General features: G+C 70.0%; 14 protein-coding genes. 6 read left to right on the forward strand and 8 right to left on the reverse strand.

Features of this window, described 5'->3' with window-relative positions; translation table 11 throughout:
* Positions 1 to 28: 28 nt before the first annotated feature.
* From ACWFRJ_RS12845 to ACWFRJ_RS12860, 4 genes are all read right to left on the reverse strand, one after another.
* Positions 29 to 1,312: an aspartate aminotransferase family protein gene (locus ACWFRJ_RS12845; protein ID WP_453528227.1), complete on the reverse strand. Its 1,284-nt coding sequence runs from the start codon at positions 1,310 to 1,312 to the stop codon at positions 29 to 31.
* Positions 1,309 to 2,151, reverse strand: a complete 843-nt coding sequence (locus ACWFRJ_RS12850; protein WP_453528230.1) for a nitrilase-related carbon-nitrogen hydrolase — start codon at positions 2,149 to 2,151, stop codon at positions 1,309 to 1,311. The genes ACWFRJ_RS12845 and ACWFRJ_RS12850 overlap by 4 nt, the downstream gene beginning before the upstream one ends.
* Before the next feature lie 182 nt (positions 2,152 to 2,333).
* On the reverse strand, positions 2,334 to 4,130 hold the full coding sequence (locus tag ACWFRJ_RS12855; protein WP_453528233.1) for a hypothetical protein: 1,797 nt from the start codon (positions 4,128 to 4,130) through the stop codon (positions 2,334 to 2,336).
* Between the two features lie 108 nt (positions 4,131 to 4,238).
* Complete coding sequence (locus ACWFRJ_RS12860) at positions 4,239 to 4,898, reverse strand: TetR/AcrR family transcriptional regulator (protein WP_453528235.1); 660 nt, start codon at positions 4,896 to 4,898, stop codon at positions 4,239 to 4,241.
* A 59-nt stretch (positions 4,899 to 4,957) separates the two neighbouring features.
* Here ACWFRJ_RS12860 and ACWFRJ_RS12865 point away from each other — a divergent pair, with 59 nt between their 5' ends.
* Positions 4,958 to 5,443: a nuclear transport factor 2 family protein gene (locus ACWFRJ_RS12865; protein WP_453528238.1), complete on the forward strand. Its 486-nt coding sequence runs from the start codon at positions 4,958 to 4,960 to the stop codon at positions 5,441 to 5,443.
* A complete protein-coding gene (locus tag ACWFRJ_RS12870; protein ID WP_453528241.1) occupies positions 5,440 to 6,291 on the forward strand; it encodes an NmrA family NAD(P)-binding protein in 852 nt (283 codons plus the stop codon). Before ACWFRJ_RS12865 ends, ACWFRJ_RS12870 begins: the two co-directional genes overlap by 4 nt.
* A 19-nt stretch (positions 6,292 to 6,310) precedes the next feature.
* On the opposite strand, the gene ACWFRJ_RS12875 is transcribed toward ACWFRJ_RS12870, so the two are convergent.
* A complete protein-coding gene (locus tag ACWFRJ_RS12875; RefSeq protein WP_389900916.1) occupies positions 6,311 to 6,571 on the reverse strand; it encodes a helix-turn-helix domain-containing protein in 261 nt (86 codons plus the stop codon).
* Between the two features lie 128 nt (positions 6,572 to 6,699).
* Here ACWFRJ_RS12875 and ACWFRJ_RS12880 point away from each other — a divergent pair, with 128 nt between their 5' ends.
* Positions 6,700 to 8,541: a WD40 repeat domain-containing protein gene (locus tag ACWFRJ_RS12880; protein WP_453528244.1), complete on the forward strand. Its 1,842-nt coding sequence runs from the start codon at positions 6,700 to 6,702 to the stop codon at positions 8,539 to 8,541.
* A gap of 44 nt (positions 8,542 to 8,585) precedes the next feature.
* Here ACWFRJ_RS12880 and ggt read toward each other — a convergent pair whose 3' ends face one another.
* Complete coding sequence (gene ggt, locus ACWFRJ_RS12885; RefSeq protein ID WP_453528247.1) at positions 8,586 to 10,397, reverse strand: gamma-glutamyltransferase; 1,812 nt, start codon at positions 10,395 to 10,397, stop codon at positions 8,586 to 8,588.
* 104 nt (positions 10,398 to 10,501) lie between these two features.
* Here ggt and ACWFRJ_RS12890 point away from each other — a divergent pair, with 104 nt between their 5' ends.
* The 3 genes from ACWFRJ_RS12890 (at position 10,502) to ACWFRJ_RS12900 (ending at position 14,328) form a co-directional block, all read left to right on the forward strand.
* Complete coding sequence (locus ACWFRJ_RS12890; protein WP_453528250.1) at positions 10,502 to 11,260, forward strand: hypothetical protein; 759 nt, start codon at positions 10,502 to 10,504, stop codon at positions 11,258 to 11,260.
* A gap of 145 nt (positions 11,261 to 11,405) precedes the next feature.
* A complete protein-coding gene (locus ACWFRJ_RS12895; RefSeq protein WP_453528252.1) occupies positions 11,406 to 12,608 on the forward strand; it encodes an Ig-like domain-containing protein in 1,203 nt (400 codons plus the stop codon).
* Between the two features lie 112 nt (positions 12,609 to 12,720).
* Positions 12,721 to 14,328, forward strand: a complete 1,608-nt coding sequence (locus ACWFRJ_RS12900) for an alpha/beta fold hydrolase (RefSeq protein WP_453528255.1) — start codon at positions 12,721 to 12,723, stop codon at positions 14,326 to 14,328.
* Between the two features lie 38 nt (positions 14,329 to 14,366).
* On the opposite strand, the gene ACWFRJ_RS12905 is transcribed toward ACWFRJ_RS12900, so the two are convergent.
* Complete coding sequence (locus ACWFRJ_RS12905) at positions 14,367 to 15,236, reverse strand: amino acid ABC transporter permease (protein ID WP_453528258.1); 870 nt, start codon at positions 15,234 to 15,236, stop codon at positions 14,367 to 14,369.
* Positions 15,233 to 15,877: an amino acid ABC transporter permease gene (locus ACWFRJ_RS12910; RefSeq protein ID WP_453528261.1), complete on the reverse strand. Its 645-nt coding sequence runs from the start codon at positions 15,875 to 15,877 to the stop codon at positions 15,233 to 15,235. Before ACWFRJ_RS12910 ends, ACWFRJ_RS12905 begins: the two co-directional genes overlap by 4 nt.
* Between the last annotated feature and the right edge of the window lies 1 nt (position 15,878).

A 15,878-nucleotide genomic window follows, 5' to 3' on the forward strand; every position in this document is an offset into this window, starting at 1 on the left:
CGTACGTTCCTGTTGGCAGGCTCGTGAACTAGGCGCTCCGCAGGGCCTGTTCGAGGATCGACGCCCCTTCTTCCGCCTCCGTGACGGTCAGCGAGAGGGGCGGGGCGATGCGCAGGACGCTGGTGTCGTGGCCGCCGCCCTTGCCGATCAGGAGTCCGCCTTCGCGGGCCGCTTCGAGCACGGCGGCGGCCGCCCGCGGATTGGCCCCGCCCGTCTCGGGGTCGACAAGATCGACACCGATCATCAGGCCCCGGCCGCGCACTTCGCGTACGACGGGGAGCTGGGCGCAGATGGCGCGCAGCCGCTCGATGAGCAGACCGCCGACGCGCCGCGCGTTGCCCTGGAGATCGTGTTCCAGGAGATACGTGAGGTTGGCGAGGCCCGCCGCCATGGTGACCGGTGAGCCGCCGAAGGTGGAGATGGAGTTGGAGTCGAGGGAGTTCATGACCTCGGCGCTCGCCACGACGCCGCCGATGGACATGCCGTTGCCGATCCCCTTGGCGAAGGTGAGGATGTCCGGCGGCCCCTCGGCGGCATGCGCCTGCCAGCCCCAGAAGTGGTCGCCCGTGCGCCCCCAGCCGGTCTGCACCTCGTCCGAGATCCACAGGACGCCGTGCTCCCGCAGGACCTCGCGGAAGGCGGCGTACAGACCGTCCGGAGGCGAGGTGAAGCCGCCGACCCCCTGGACGGGCTCGGCGATCAGCGCCGCCACTCCCCCGCGCGTCTGGCCGAGCATGTCCTTCAGATCGGCGACGCAGGCCTCGATGAACTCGGCGTCGCTCAGTGCCGCGTACGGCCCTCGGCTGCGCACGCCCCCGTGGACGTACAGCGTCTGGAGCGGCGAGAGGCTGGTCGGCGACCAGGCGTTGTTGCCGGTGATGCCGACGGCCGTGAAGGAGCGGCCGTGGTAGCTGTTGCGCATCGCCAGGATCTGGTTGGAGCGGCGGTGCGTGGTGGCCAGGAGCAGGGCCGTGTCGTTGGCCTCGGTCCCCGACGTGGTGAAGAAGACGCGGGCGTCCGGGATGCCGGAGAGGCCCGCGACCCGCTCGGCGAGGTCGATCATCGGCCGGTTGAGATAGAGCGTGGACGAGTGGATGATCCGCCCGGCCTGCTCGCTGACCGCCTTGGTGACCTCGGGCAGGGCGTGGGCGGTCATGGTGGTGAGGATGCCGCCGAAGAAGTCGAGGTACTGCTTGCCGTTCGCGTCCCAGACGTGGCGGCCCTCGCCGTGGGTGATCTCCAGCGGGTCGGCGTAGTAGAGCGCGAGCCACTCCGGCAGGACGGCCCGGTGGCGGGTGTGGAGGTCCTTCACGGCTGTACCAGCCCTTCGTACGCGTCGGGGCGGCGGTCCCGGTAGAACGCCCACTGCTGGCGTACTTCCTCGATGAGGCCCAGGTCCAGGTCCCTGACGACGAGTTCCTCGGCCTTGTCGCTCGCCGTCTCGCCGACGAACTGTCCGCGCGGGTCGACGAAGTACGACGTTCCGTAGAAGTCGTTGTCGCCGTACTCCTCGACGCCCACGCGGTTGATCGCGGCGATGAAGTACTCGTTGGCGACGGCCGCTGCGGGCTGTTCGAGCTGCCAGAGGTAGGCGGAGAGGCCGCGGGATGTCGCCGAGGGGTTGTAGACGATCTGGGCGCCGTTCAGGCCCAGCTGCCGCCAGCCCTCGGGGAAGTGGCGGTCGTAGCAGATGTAGACGCCGACCTTGCCGACCGCCGTGTCGAAGACGGGCCAGCCCGCGTTGCCCGGCTTGAAGTAGTACTTCTCCCAGAATCCCTTGACCTGGGGGATGTGGTGCTTGCGGTACTTCCCGAGGTACGAGCCGTCGGAGTCGATCACGGCTGCGGTGTTGAAGTAGAACCCGGACTGCTCGACCTCGAAGACCGGGACGACGATGACCATGCCGGTCTCGCGCGCCAGTTCCCGCATCCGCGTCACGGTGGGCCCGTCGGGCACGGGTTCGGCCCACCGGTAGTGCTCGGCCTCCTGCACCTGGCAGAAGTAGGGGGCGTTGAACACTTCCTGGAAACCGATGATCTTCGCACCCTGGCGGGCCGCCTCGCGGGCATGCTCCTCGTGCTTGGCAATCATGGATTCGGTGTCGCCTGTCCAGGTTGCCTGGACCAGTGCGGCGCGTACGACGTTGGCCATGAGCTGCTCCTTCGACGGGACGTCAGAGAGCTTCTACGCCCGTAGACTTGATGCGTAGAGCAGAAAACGTAAGCCTCGTCGCCGGGCGGGGCAAGACCATCGCCGTTAACCGGCGCAGTCGATCATGTTTCGCACCCGAGCGGACGAGAACCGGGCAGGAAAGCACAGACGAGACCAGCCCGTCAGGCGTTGAATCCGGCGACGCGCAGCGCGTGCACGAGATCCCAGTGACGCTCGTCCGACACTCCCTGGGCAGCCTGGAGGAGCAGCGGGATCAGGCGGTACGGATCGGTGTGCGCGCAGATGGCCACGTCCTCGGGGGCGCGGACGCGGAGATAGGCGTCGAGCAGGGCGCGGGCCTCGCGCTCGCGTCCCTCGTCCATCAGCGCGAGCACGGCCTGCGCGATCTCCGGGGCGGGCCGTGCGACACCCTGCCGCAGCAACTTGCGGCAGTCGTCGGCGCGGCCGGCCATGGCGAGGGCGTCGGCCAGCGAGACGAGCGGCTCGGGCGGCAGCGATGCGGCCTCCCAGAGCAGCGTCGACCAGTCGACGCCGAGGCCCGCGCGATGCAGCTCACCGGCGAGCGTGGGGAGGCGGGACGCGGGCCAGCCCGCCGCCTCGACGAGTACGCCGTGCGCCTCGCCGCTGCGGCCCTCGGCGCGGAGACGCACCAGGGTGGCGACGGTTTCGGCGGTGGCCTGCTCGGCCTCGCGGTCCGGTGCGACGACTGCACGGCTCACGGCCTCATCGGCGCCGTCCGGCCCGTCGGCGGCGTGCGCGAACCGTGCGCCGCGCGGTCTGCTCGCGGCACGCGGCCGCACAGCCGTGTCCGGCTCGGGGACGGCGCCGGTCGCGTGCCCGTCCTCGTCCCCGTCGTCGTCCGCACCGGAGAATCCCGCGAAACGGGCCCCTCGGGGGCGGCGCGAGCGGCGGAACGCGTCGCGTGACTTGCGGCCCAGCTTCGGGACGCGCGGGGTGTCGCGGGGCTGCGGCGTGACGTCGGGGTCCGAGGCGGATTCGGGTCCTGAGCCGGAACCTGAGTCGGAGTCGGAGTCGGAGTCGGCCGAGCTGGAGTTCGAGCCGGGCTCGGAGTCGACGGAGAGCGTGCGGGAGTCGGGAGCTGAGGCGCTCTGATCGGCCGGGGACGTCCCGAACTCCCGCGTCCGGGGCTCACGTTCCGACGCGCGAACGCCGGGGTCACCCCCCGCGGCCCCCGAGATCCCTGCGCCTGCGCCTGCGAAGCCGTCCGCACTCCGCGCCCTGAAGGAGCGCGACACCCCGAACGGGGTCGCCTCATGCTCGTCGGGGTCGTAGAACTCCTCGGCTCCGAAGTCCCCCACCGACCGGCCCCTGAGGCCGCCCGACGCGAGCGCGTCGAAGCCACCGGCCGTCCGGGCCTCGAAGTCGTCCACCTCCTCCCCCGCGAAGTCGTCCGACAGCGGAGTGCCGAAGTCGACCCACTGCGGGCGATCCGCCCGGTCCAACCGCTCGATGCGCTCCCGGAGTTCCGCGCACCGCGCCGTCGCCCGCTCGTGATCGTCGCGCGACCAGGCCAGATCACGGCTGAGCCGCTCCACCTCGTCCGGCACGACCGCCGCCGCGAGCGAGCGGCCCAGTTCCGTCTGCCGCTCCACGGCGAACCGCTGCTCGGTGAGCATCATGTCGAGGCGCTCACCGAGCTGCCCGCGCCCACCGGGCCGCGCGTCGTACGCGGCAAGGGACGCACCGTGCAGCTCCCGCGCGAGGCCCGCCTCGCGTTCGGCGGCCTGCGCCCCGCAGCCCGCGGCCAGGTCGCGCAGCAACGCCTCCATCACGTCCCAGGGAGGCACTTCCGCGCCGTCCAGACAGGCCTGCATCCCCGCGGGGTCGCGGGACCAGAACACGCCACACCATCCGGCGCCCGGATCCAGCTGCGCCTGGAGGTTCTTCAAGTAACTCGCGAACTCCCGAACATGATCGGGGAGTTGTCCTACCGCCATCCGAGCCAGCACCGCCCCATGAAGACAGGGAGACTTCCGGTCCGGAAGATAACACCAGTCGTGTTACGGGACGACTACACGGAGTTTTCCCGGCCACTCCACGACGCCTCACGCCTCACCTTCCGCCCCTTCCGCACCATCCGCACCACGGGCGAGAACCGTGGCACACAGCCGCCGCAGCCCCGCGTGCAACTGTCCGGGACTCGCCCCCTGGCTGCTCAGATGCTCGACCAGGTCGCTGCGGACGGCGGCGAGCAGGACGTGCGCGAGGTAGTCGGCACCCTCAGGCCCCTGCGCGCCGACCAGCATCCCGGCCACTTCGGAGTGCCACAGGTCGTAGGCCGGATTGAGATAGGGGCTGCCGGTCCCCGCCCGGTCGAGGGCGAGCATCAGCGCTCGCTGGCTCAACTTGAGGTCGAGGAGTGCGGCCATGAGCGCGGGCAGCCGCTCGGCCACCGGCGTGCCGGGACCCAGCGGCGGCGGCCCGCCCACGACTTGCTCGCGCAACTCCTGGGTCTCCTCGACGACCAGGGCCCTGACCAGGCCGAGACGGTCGGAGAAGTGCCGGAAGACCGTGCCTTTACCGGCTCCTGCGGCCTGGGCGATATCGGCCATCTTGACGCTGTCGGGGTCCTCGGCGTCCCGGAAGAGCCGGGTGGCGGCGGCCAGCAGCGCGGCCCTGTTGCGGACGGAGTCGGCTCTCTCCTTGCGGGCGGCGATGGTTCCTCCTCGATAGGCGGTACGGGCGGGACGAGCTGACCCCAGCATAAGTCGACCCGGGGTCCGGTACTTGTAAACGGACCCGGGGTCAGGTTAACGTCGAGAGCATGACGACTCACCCCGCGGCACCTCCCACTCCCACGCCTCCCACCCCGCACTCTTCGGCGACCGACGTGTTCACCCACTCCCTCGACCTCCTCCTCGCCAAGGACATCGACGGCTGGGTAGCCCTCTGGGCATCGGACGGAGTCTTCGAGTTCCCCTTCGCGCTCCCCGGCGCCCCGCGCCGACTGGTGGGCCGCGATGCCGTGCGCGACTACATGGCCGACTACCCCGACCACATCGACCTGCGGAGCTTCGAGGACCGATCCATCCACCGCACCGACAACCCGGAGACCATCGTCGTCGAGCTGCGCGGCACAGGCCGTGCGGTCGCCACGGGCCGCCCCTTCGACATGCCGTACATCCAGGTCGTCACCGTCCACGACGGGCGGATCACACGCTTTCGCGACTACTGGAACGGCGCCCTTGCCGCAGACGCCTTCGACGGCGGCATCCCCGTCGGCGCCACCCACTCCGGAGAGACCCGATGACCATGCGCTTCCTCATCACCGGCGGCACCGGCACCACAGGCCGCCGTGTGGCGACCGCACTGGCCGACCACGGCATGTCCGTCGGCGCCGGCAGCCGCACCCCCACACCGGGGACCCATCAGACCCGCTTCGACTGGGCCGACCCCACCACCCACGGCCACGCCCTCACGGACACGGACGGCGTCTACCTGGTGCCGCCCATCGGGGACGCCGAGCCCGCCCGCCTCATGCTGCCGTTCCTGGAGCGCGCACTGGACGCAGGCGTGCGCCGCTTCGTGCTCCTGAGCTCATCCGCCCTCACCGAGGGCGGGCCCGGCGCCGGCGAGATACACGGCGCACTGCGTCAACTTGCCCCTGAATGGGCGGTGTTGCGCCCTTCGTGGTTCATGCAGAACTTCGTCACGCCCGGCCACCCTCACATCGAGAACATCCGCGCCGCGGACGAGATCGTGACGGCCACCGGGCAGGGGCGGGTGGCGTTCGTCGACGCGGACGACATCGCCGCCGTCGCCGTACGGGCCCTGACGGACGAGCGGCCGCACAACGCGGCACACCTGATCACCGGCCCGCAAGCACTCAGCTACGCGGACATCGCGGAGGCCGTCTCCAAGGTCTCGGGGCGCGAGATCCGCCATCGCTCCGTCCCGGTGGCGGACCTCCACGAGCGGTTCGTCGCCGCCGGGATACCGGAGGCGTTCGCCCGCGCGCTCGCCGCCATGGACGACGACATCGCGCACGGGTCCGAGGACCGGGTGGACCCCACCGTCGAGCGGGTCACCGGCCGGCCGGCCCGCAGCTTCGCGGACTTCGCCGCCGAGCACGCCGCCGAGTGGTCCCCGACGCCATGACGCATGACGTCGGCAGCCCTCACACGGGGGCGAGCGGCATCAGGACGCACGCCTGAGCCACCTCGTCCAGCGAGAGACCCAGCGTCACCGCCAGCGCCGACACGGTGAAGAAAGCGGGCGTCGGGGCCCGCCCCGTCTCGATCTTCCGGAGCGTCTCCGCGGAGAGCCCGGCGCTCGCGGCCACCTCCACCATGCTCCGCTCACCGCGCGCAGCACGCAGCAGCCGGCCGAGCCGCTCGCCGCGTTCGTGCTCTTCTGGGGTCAAGGGGGTGCGCACCATGGCGTCAGTCTAGTCCGAACCCCGGCCAAAAACCTATTCTCATACCGGTACAGTAATTGGCGTAACTCCGTACAGCTCTGTGACTCCGCGAAGACATCCGTGACGTAGATCATCCGTACGATGCCTCGGTGACACACGAGATCATTGATTACGGACAGTTCGCGGACCGGCTCGAGCGCCAACAGGAGCGCTCCCGATGGTCGTTGCTCGACGAGGTGCAGCGGGAGTGGGGATACGAGGACCCGGGCGGTGAGCCCGGCCACTCCCGCTGGGGCGGCGAGAACGAGGAGCACGGCGTCGACTGGGACCTGCCGGTCCCCCAGGCGCTCAACGAATGGTGGGAATCGCCACTCAACTCCTTCTCCTTCAACCCCCGCCTGTACTGGGTCCACACGCAGTGGCCGCCCAAGATCTCCGAGCTCGAAATGGACGGGGAAGGCGACACGCGCGTGTGCGTGTTCATGTCCGAGTACCACTACTCCCACGAGTGGGGCTATCTCGCCGCCGATGCCGAACTCCCCGACCCCCGGGTCGTCGTGAGCACCGGCGGCGAGTGGGTGGTGCAGAGCCGCTCGCTCTCCGAGTTCCTGATGCAGCTCGCCTTCGAGCGGATGCCGGCGCACTACGGCTGGACGCTGCGGTTCGGCCGCGACACCGTAGACGCCGACCCCGGCATCGTGCGCCGCCTCGAGGCTTCGTACCGCGAACTTGGCCTGCTGCCCTGGCAGGAGATGGGCACCGACGCGCTCTCGTACGGTGCTCCGGACGCGGTCGTACGTCACGGCCGCGGCCCCGGTGCCGACTTCAAGATCGTGATCAATGCCCGGACCCGCGAGGCGCTGCTCGACGTCGCCCGGACGCTCGGCGTCGTGTGGACGGACAAGGACATACGTCCGCCGTCCGAAGTCCCCGTTCCTCTCGAGGACTTGGGACCGGTCTCGCTCTCCGCGGGCGACACCGACCCGCGTGGCAGGTGGACGGTCCTCACCCGCGAGTACCCGCAGCCGCCCGTCGTCGCCGGAGCGGCGGCCTCGCTCGTCGAAGCCCCGGGCACGCTCAGGGCGGTGGCCTCGCTCCACGGGCCGACGCTGCTCGTCGCCGGTGACACGGAAGGCTCCGTACACGTCCGCGAGACGGACGACGAGGACCCGGAGACCATCACTCTCACCCTGCACCGCGCCCCGGTGACCTCCGTGGCCTGCCTGGAGACGGAAGGGGGCGGCCCGCGTCTGGTCCTCAGCGGCGACGCGCACGGCGTGATCCGCTACTGGTCGACCCGCCGCAAGCCGCTGCGCACGCCGTTCGCCCGCAGGAGCACCCCGGTCAGCTCACTCGCCGCCGCGGTCCTGCCGACCGGGCCCGCGCTCGCCGCGGCCTGGGCCGACGGCCTGGTGCGCGTCTGGGACCTGGCATCCGACGCGGTCGCCGATCTCCGCCTGGGCACCGGCATCAAGTTCCTCGGCCTCGACACGGACGGCACCCTGCGCGTGACCGACGCGGACTCCACGGCCGCACTCCGTCTCGACCTGGCCAGGCTGTGGCCGCACCGCGACCTCCAACTGCGCCTGGAGAGCGTCGACTGGGGTGCGCTGTGGACCGCGCGCGGCCCCGGCCACATGGTCCCCGAGCTGATCAGCAAGGTGACGTCGGACCACAAGCAGACGGCCGTGGACGCGGTCCACGACCTCTACCGCCTCCTCGTGCACAAGGAGGCGGCATCAACCGCCGCGGTCCCGGCCATTCCCTTCCTGGTCGAGCTCATGACGGACCCGGACAACCGCTCCCGCAGCACACTGCTCCTCCTCATCGCGGACCTGGCGGATGTCCACCAGGCCCGCGGCGGCAGAGGCGACGCCCAACTGGCGGCGGTGCGCGCCGCGTTGCCGACACTGCGCTACCTGCACGACGACCCGGAGGGGGCGATCCGCTGGGCGGCCAACGAGCTGGAGCAGAACTGCGCGGCGCGCTGAGCGTGCCTGCCGGGCGGACCGCACGGCCCGCCCGGCCCTTACTCCTACTGCGGCCGCACCACCATCGCCGACCCGCCGCCCCGGCGTACCTTCTCCGCCGCGGCGAGCCACTTGCCGCCCGGCAGCCGCTGCACTCCGGTGGCCGCCCCGATCTCGGGGTTCTGCTTGAAGGAGTGCCCGATCGCCTCGAGGTCGGCCCGCACCGGGCTGTCCCACAGGCCGGGCTCCAACTCGGTCTGCGCCGCGTTGCGTTGGCTCGCGCGCGGCGCGGCGATCGCGTCGACGAGCGGAAGACCCCGGTCGACGAAGCCCGTGAGGGTCTGCAGGACCGTCGTGATGATCGTCGCGCCGCCCGGTGAGCCGAGGGCGACCACCGGCTTCCCCTTCTCCAGGACGATCGTCGGCGCGATCGAGGACCGGGGCCGCTTGCCCGGACCCGGCAGGTTCGGGTCGTGCACGGCCGGGTCGGCCGGTGCGAAGGAGAAGTCGGTCAGTTCGTTGTTGAGCAGGAAGCCGCGTCCGGGCACGGTGATCGCGCTGCCGCCGGTCGACTCGATGGTCAGGGTGTAGGCGACGACGTTGCCCCACTTGTCGGCGACCGTGAGGTGCGTCGTGTTCTCCCCCTCGTACGTGGTCGGGGCGGCCTTGTCGCCGGACTTGCAGGCGGCCGGGTTCCGCGGGTCCCCCGGCGCGAGCGGGCTCTTGAGGACCGCGTCGTCGCGGATCAGGCACTCCCGCGAGTCGGCGAACTTCTGCGAGAGCAGTTCCTTCGTCGGTACGTCCTCGAAGGCGGGGTCCCCCACCCAGCGCCCGCGGTCGGCGAAGGCGACGCGGCTCGCCTCGATGTAGCGGTGCAGGTACTTCTTCTTCGAGGCCTTCGAGAGGTCGGTGCGCTCGAGGATGTTGAGCGCCTCGCCGACACTCGTGCCGCCGGAGGACGAGGGAGCCATCGAGTAGACGTCGAGCCCTCGGTACGAGGTCTTCGTCGGCGCCTGCCGCTTCGCCCCGTAGGCCTTCAGGTCCTTCGCGGACAGATCGCCGCGCCGCACCACGCGCCCCGACGCCGGGTCGACGGGCGGCTTGTTCACGGTCCGTACGACGTCCTTGCCGATGCCGCCCCGGTACATCGCCCCGACGCCCTTGCTCCCCAGCTCCGCGTACGTACGCGCGAGATCGGGGTTCTTGAACGTCGAGCCGACCACGGGCAGCGCGCCGCCGGGCAGGAAGAGCTCGGCCGTGTCCGGGAAGTCGGCGAACCGCTTCTGGTTCGACTCGGTCTGCGAGCGGAAGGTCCCGTCCACCGTGAATCCGTCGCGCGCGAGCCGCTCGGCGGGCTTCAGGAGCGTACCGAGCCGCTTGCTGCCCCACGCGTCGAGCGCGGACTGCCAGGTCGCGGGGGTGCCGGGCGTGCCCACGCCCAGGCCGCTGGTGACGGCGTCGGCGAAGGGGATCGGCTTGCCGTTCTCCAGGAAGAGGCCGGAGTCGGCGGTGCGCGGGGCCGTCTCGCGGCCGTCGACCGTGCTCACCTTGTGGGTCTTGGCGTCGTAGTGGACGAAGTACCCGCCGCCCCCGACACCCGAGGAGTAGGGCTCGGTCACGCCGAGGGCCGCCGCGGTGGCGACCGCCGCGTCCACCGCGTTGCCGCCCTTCTTGAGCACCTCGATCCCGGCGGCCGACGCGTCCGCGTCGACGCTGGAGACGGCACCGCCGTAGCCGACGGCCAGCGGCGTCTTCTCCGGGGACGGCGAGGCCGGTTCAGCCGAGCGCGGAGACGAAGCGGGCACAGCCGCTCCGACCGACACCAACACGCCTCCGACCGCCAATAGCGTCAGATTCCGTACGACAGCACGACGCATTCGTACCTCCAGTCAACAACCGTCCGCGCAGCGTAACTTCGCGACCCCCGCCACGTCAGGACCACCTCGAACACCGGTCCTAAAGACCGCTAGCATGCGCCCCCATGACTGAAGACGTGCGCAATATCGTCCTCGGCCTGATCGCGGCCGGCCTCGGTGCCGTGCTGGGCTGGCTCGCCCGTACCTACCTCTGGCGGCGGGGGCTCCGCCGCAAGCAGGCCTTCTTCGGGCTGCCCGACAACTCCGAGTCGCTGCTCGTGGTGAACCGCGAGGCCGGCGGGCCCGAGCTCACCGTCGTACGCCACGACGTGTCCGCGCTCCTCGAACTCTCCGCGCTGATCAAGGACTGCGGGGCGCACGCCCAGCTCGTCGCGCACGACGCCGCCCAGCAGAGCTTCGGCGAACGCACCGAGTTCTGCGTGGGCTCCCCGGCGGTCAACCGCCGCATGGCCGCGCACATGCACTCCCTGCTGCCCGGCGTCCGCGTCAACACCGACCCGGAGCCAGGACCGGACCGCGGCGCGTTCCAGATCGGCAGCGAGCGGTACCGCATGGAGGGCGGCCTCACGGAGTACGTGATCCTCGCGCGGCTCACGGCGGGGCAGGACCAGGAGGCGAGACCCGTGTTCGTCTTCTGCGGCCAGCGCGCGATCACCAACCAGGCGGCCACCCGCTACCTCGCCCGGCACCACGTGCGCCTCGCCCGCAAGCACGGCGCCAACACGTTCGTCCTGCTCCTGAAGGTCGTCAACTCCCAGGCGTACGGTCCCGACGTCGTCGAGCTCGTCGGGGACGTCACCCGCGCCGCCCAGGCCCCGGCCCCCGCGATCACGCCGCCGCGCGCGACCCATCGCGCCAAGTAGCGGATCGATCACCGAGCGCCGACGTACACGCCGGTCCATAACCCGCTTCTGTGACCTAGTCGGCAAAATCGGGGCAAGAGGCAACCCACCGGGACCTTTGGCCCTCTCACCGTGCAGTTCCACATTCGCACGGAGGTACGTTCCCTTGAGGTCCCAGAGCTCGTCGAGTCGCCGCCACTCCATACGTCCCCGCCGCACCGGGGCCGCGACCACGGCCGCGGGCCTCGCGGCCCTTGCCGCCGCCCTGACCGCCTGCTCGGGCGGCACGTCGTCCGCCGCCGCCGATCTGGCCGCGGACAAGCCCGAGATCTCCGTGACCCCGCACGGCAAGCAGGCCGAGGCGGGCTCACCGGTCGAGGTGACGCTGGCCGACGGCAAGCTGAAGCAGGTCACGGTCGCCGACGCGAAGGGCGCGAAGCTCACCGGGAAGGTCGCCGCGAACGGCACCACCTGGACCTCGGACCGCAAGGCGGCGCCCGGCACCTCGTACAAGGTGAAGGCGACGACCGACGAGGGCGGCAGCGCGCGGACCTCGTTCAGGACGGCCGCCCCGGAGCAGGTGAACAAGCTCTCCCTGACACCCGGCAAGGACACCACGGTCGGCGTCGCGCAGCCCCTGTCGGTCGTCTTCGACCACGCGGTGAAGAACAAGGCCGAGGTCGAGAAGCACCTGAAGGTGACGACCTCGAACGACACCACCGGATCCTGGGGCTGGATCAAGAACTACGACGGCAAGGACCGCGTCGACTGGCGTCCGAAGGACTACTGGAAGTCCGGCACCAAGGTGAAGCTCGACGCCCAGCTCAACGGCATCGACTCGGGCACGGACGGCGGCTGGTTCGTCCGCGACTACTCGACCGGCTTCACCGTCGGCAAGAGCCAGAAGGTCAAGGTCGACCTGGACAGCAAGCGGGCGACGCTCGTGCGCGACGGGCAGAGCGTCAGGACGGTGCCGATGTCGGCGGGCACCCCCGGCGGCGAGAAGGCGTCCTGGGGCGGCACGTCCGTCCTGATGGCCAAGGAGGGCACGATCAACATGCGCTCCGAGACGGTCGGCCTCGGCGACGCCTACGACAAGATGGTCGACAACTCGATGCGTCTGACCTGGTCGGGCATGTACGCGCACGCGGCGCCCTGGAACGCCTCGTACTTCGGCAACACCAACCACAGCTCGGGCTGCATCGGCATGAGCGACGGCGACGCGTCCTGGCTCTACGGGCAGGTCCAGGTCGGCGACCCCTTCGAAATCTCCGGCAGCGGCTCGAAGGGCGTCCCCGACCCGGGCAACGGCTACGGCGAGTGGAACCTCTCGTGGGCCGACTGGCAGACGAAGAGCGCGCTGAACTGACGGTCAAGCGCTCAACAATCGTTACCGGCGCGTAACTTACCGACGGGTTACCACCGGTAAGCACCCGAGGTTACCGTCGGGTCACTTTGCTTGCACGAGTAAGGAGTGACCCGTGGGACAACCGCGCAAGGCGCTGCGTACGACCACCGTGGGCGCCGTGTCGGCGACTCTCGTCGCCGGCGCCGCCTTCGGCCTAGCCCCGTCCGCACAGGCGGCTCCGGCGACCGCTCCAGCGGCGGCTCCATCGGCGGCGAGCTCCGCGGACGTGCGCTTCGTCGACATCCACGGTGACGGCGGCACGATCCTCAAGGCCAACGTCTTCACCCCCAAGGGGGCGAAGGCGGGCGACAAGTACCCCGCGATCGTGCTGCCCACCAGCTGGGCCATGCCGCAGATCGAGTACGTCGCCCAGGCGCAGAAGCTCGCGAACTCCGGCTATGTCGTGGTCAGTTACAACTCGCGCGGCTTCTGGCAGTCCGGCGGCGAGATCGAGACCGGTGGCCCCAAGGACATCGCCGACGCGTCCAAGGTCATCGACTGGACCCTGGAGAACACCCCGGCCGACCCGGAGAAGATCGGCATGGGCGGCGTCTCGTACGGCGCGGGCATCAGCCTGCTCGCCGCCGGGCACGACAAGCGGATCAAGGCCGTGGCCGCGCTCAGCGGCTGGGGAGATCTGATCGACTCGATCTACAGCGGCCGCACCCAGCACCAGCAGGCCGCCGGTCTCCTCGGCGGCGCGGGTGTCCTCACGGGCCGCCCCGGCCCCGAACTCCAGCAGACCCTCAAGGACTTCCTCGGGTCCAACCTGGAGAAGGAGGACGAGATGATCGCGTGGGGCAAGAAGCGCTCCCCCGCGACCTACATCGACCAGATCAACAAGAACGGCGCGGCCGTCATGCTGGGCAACGCCTGGGGCGACACCATCTTCCCGCCCAACCAATACGCCAAGTTCTACGAGCAGTTGACGGGCCCCAAGCGCCTGGAGTTCCGCCCCGGCGACCACGCGACCTCCGAGTTGACCGGCCTGCTCGGCCTTCCCAACGACACCTGGACCTCCACCCAGCGCTGGTTCGACCACTACCTCAAGGGCGAGAAGAACGGCGTCGAGGACGAGCAGCCCGTCCAGCTCAAGTCCCGTTCCACGGGCGGCTACGAGGGCTACCCCGACTGGAAGTCCGTCGGTGCCACGAAGAAGAAGATCGACCTGGCGGGTTCCACCACGATCCGCGCGAACGTCGACTCGGGCGCCAACGGCGGCACCGTACTGCTCTCGAACGCCCTCGACCAGTTCCTCAAGATCCCGCCGGTGGCCTCGGTGCCACTGCTTCCGCGGCGCTACGCGGGCGTCTGGCAGTCGGAGAAGTACGACACGGCGCAGAAGGTGCGCGGGACGGCGAAACTGCACACCACGCTCACCAGTACCAAGGAGAGCGGCACCCTCGTCGCGTACCTCTACGACGTGGGCCCGCTCGGCCTCGGCAAGCTGGTCAGCAACGCGCCGTACACCTTCCACGGCAAGACTCCCGGCCGGCCGTTCGGCGTGGACCTGGAGTTGTTCTCCACGGCCTACGACGTTCCGGCAGGACACAAGCTCGCCCTGGTGGTCGACACGGTCGACCCGCTCTACATCGAGCACAACCCGTCCGGCGCGCAGCTGACCTTCTCCTCGCCCGCGTCCGACCCGTCATACGTGTCGGTCCCGTTGCGCGAGAAGTGATCACCGGCTGCTGCCGGGTCGGGCCCTGGCCCCTTTAGCTACTGCTGACCCGGCAGCAGCGTCCCTGGTTCGGCCGGTGCCACGTCCGCGGCCTCGGTCTTGGGATTGCGCCGCTGTCGTCTGGACACCCACTGGGCGAACCACGAGAGCAGCATGCACATCCCGATGTAGATCGGCGAGATCACCAGAACCACGGGGATGAAAGGTAGATCGTAGTCGAGGTTCGACGCGATCAGCTTCCCGGCGTGGAGGAACTCCTCATAGGTGATCAGATAGCCGAGTGAGGTGTCCTTGAGGGCGACCACCAACTGGCTGATGATGGCGGGCAGCATGGCGCGTACGGCCTGCGGTACGAGGACGTGCGTCATCACCTGCGTCTTGCGCATCCCAAGCGCGTACGCCGCCTCCCGCTGTCCGCGCTCCACGGAGTTCACGCCCGAGCGGAAGACCTCGGCGAGCACCGAGCCGTTGTAGAGCGTGAGCCCGGTGACCAGGGCCGGCAGCGGCTGGACCTTCAGCGCCACGAAGACGAAGAAGATCATCACCAGGACCGGCATCGCGCGGAAGAACTCCACGAGGAGCGTGGCGAGCCAGCGCACCGGACGGTGATCGGAGAGCCGCCCCATGGCGAGCAGGCCGCCGAGCGCGAGCGCGAGCACCGCGGAGATGGCGAAGGCCTTGAGGGTGTTCCCCAGGCCCTTCAGGAGGAGTTCCTGGATGCCCTTGTACTCGAAGGGCGTCCACTTGGTCGCGGTGAACTGGTCTGTGTCGAAGAGCAGATAGATCAGCCAGCCGACCAGGGCGAGCAGGATCACGGTGGAGAGAAGACCGTAGAGCTTGTGCCTGCGTTCGGTCTTCGGTCCCGGTACGTCGTAGAGGGCGGTGGATTCGTGGGAGAGGGCGTTCATCGGGCGACTCCCCAGCGCTTCTCGAGGACATTGAAGACGGCGCTGATGGCGAGGGTGATGATCAGGTAGCCGACGGCGATCCAGACGAACGTCCAGATGATGTTGTAGCCGAGCTCACTGAGCGTCTTGTACGTGCCGAGCAGTTCGGTGACGCTGAACGCGCCCGCGATGGCCGAGTTCTTGGCGAGTGCGATGAGAGTGGAGCCGACCGGCGGGATGACGGACCGGAAGGCCTGCGGGAGCACCACCACGGACAGTGTCTGCCCGAAGGTCATCCCCAGGCTGCGGGCCGCCTCGCCCTGGCCCTTGGGGACGGTGTTGATGCCCGAGCGCAGTGCCTCGCAGATGAAGGCGGAGGTGTAGCAGCCGAGCGCGAGGACGGCGAACACCTTGAAGGGCAGGACGAGTCCGAAGCGCGGGAGCCCGAGCAGCACCGCGAAGAAGAGCAGCGTGAGCGGGGTGTTGCGCAGGACCGTCACCCAGGCGGTGCCGAACGCCCGGAAGGAGCCGACGGGCGCCACCCGGAACGACGCCATCACGAAGCCGAGCACGAGGGCCAGGATCGAGGCGTAGACGGTGAGTTCGACGGTGCCGACGAACCCCTTGCCGAAGGTGGAGAAGTTGTCTGTCAGTACGTCCACG

It is taken from the genome of Streptomyces sp. NPDC055239, from assembly GCF_053606205.1.

Coding starts and splice junctions, on each gene's coding strand:
- ACWFRJ_RS12850 (WP_453528230.1), bottom strand. CDS start 2,151: ATGGCCAACGTCGTACGCGCCGCACTGGTCCAGGCAACCTGGACAGGC.
- ACWFRJ_RS12890 (WP_453528250.1), top strand. CDS start 10,502: ATGACTGAAGACGTGCGCAATATCGTCCTCGGCCTGATCGCGGCCGGC.
- ggt (WP_453528247.1), bottom strand. CDS start 10,397: ATGCGTCGTGCTGTCGTACGGAATCTGACGCTATTGGCGGTCGGAGGC.
- ACWFRJ_RS12875 (WP_389900916.1), bottom strand. CDS start 6,571: ATGGTGCGCACCCCCTTGACCCCAGAAGAGCACGAACGCGGCGAGCGG.
- ACWFRJ_RS12865 (WP_453528238.1), top strand. CDS start 4,958: ATGACGACTCACCCCGCGGCACCTCCCACTCCCACGCCTCCCACCCCG.
- ACWFRJ_RS12855 (WP_453528233.1), bottom strand. CDS start 4,130: ATGGCGGTAGGACAACTCCCCGATCATGTTCGGGAGTTCGCGAGTTAC.
- ACWFRJ_RS12905 (WP_453528258.1), bottom strand. CDS start 15,236: ATGAACGCCCTCTCCCACGAATCCACCGCCCTCTACGACGTACCGGGA.
- ACWFRJ_RS12860 (WP_453528235.1), bottom strand. CDS start 4,898: ATGCTGGGGTCAGCTCGTCCCGCCCGTACCGCCTATCGAGGAGGAACC.
- ACWFRJ_RS12870 (WP_453528241.1), top strand. CDS start 5,440: ATGACCATGCGCTTCCTCATCACCGGCGGCACCGGCACCACAGGCCGC.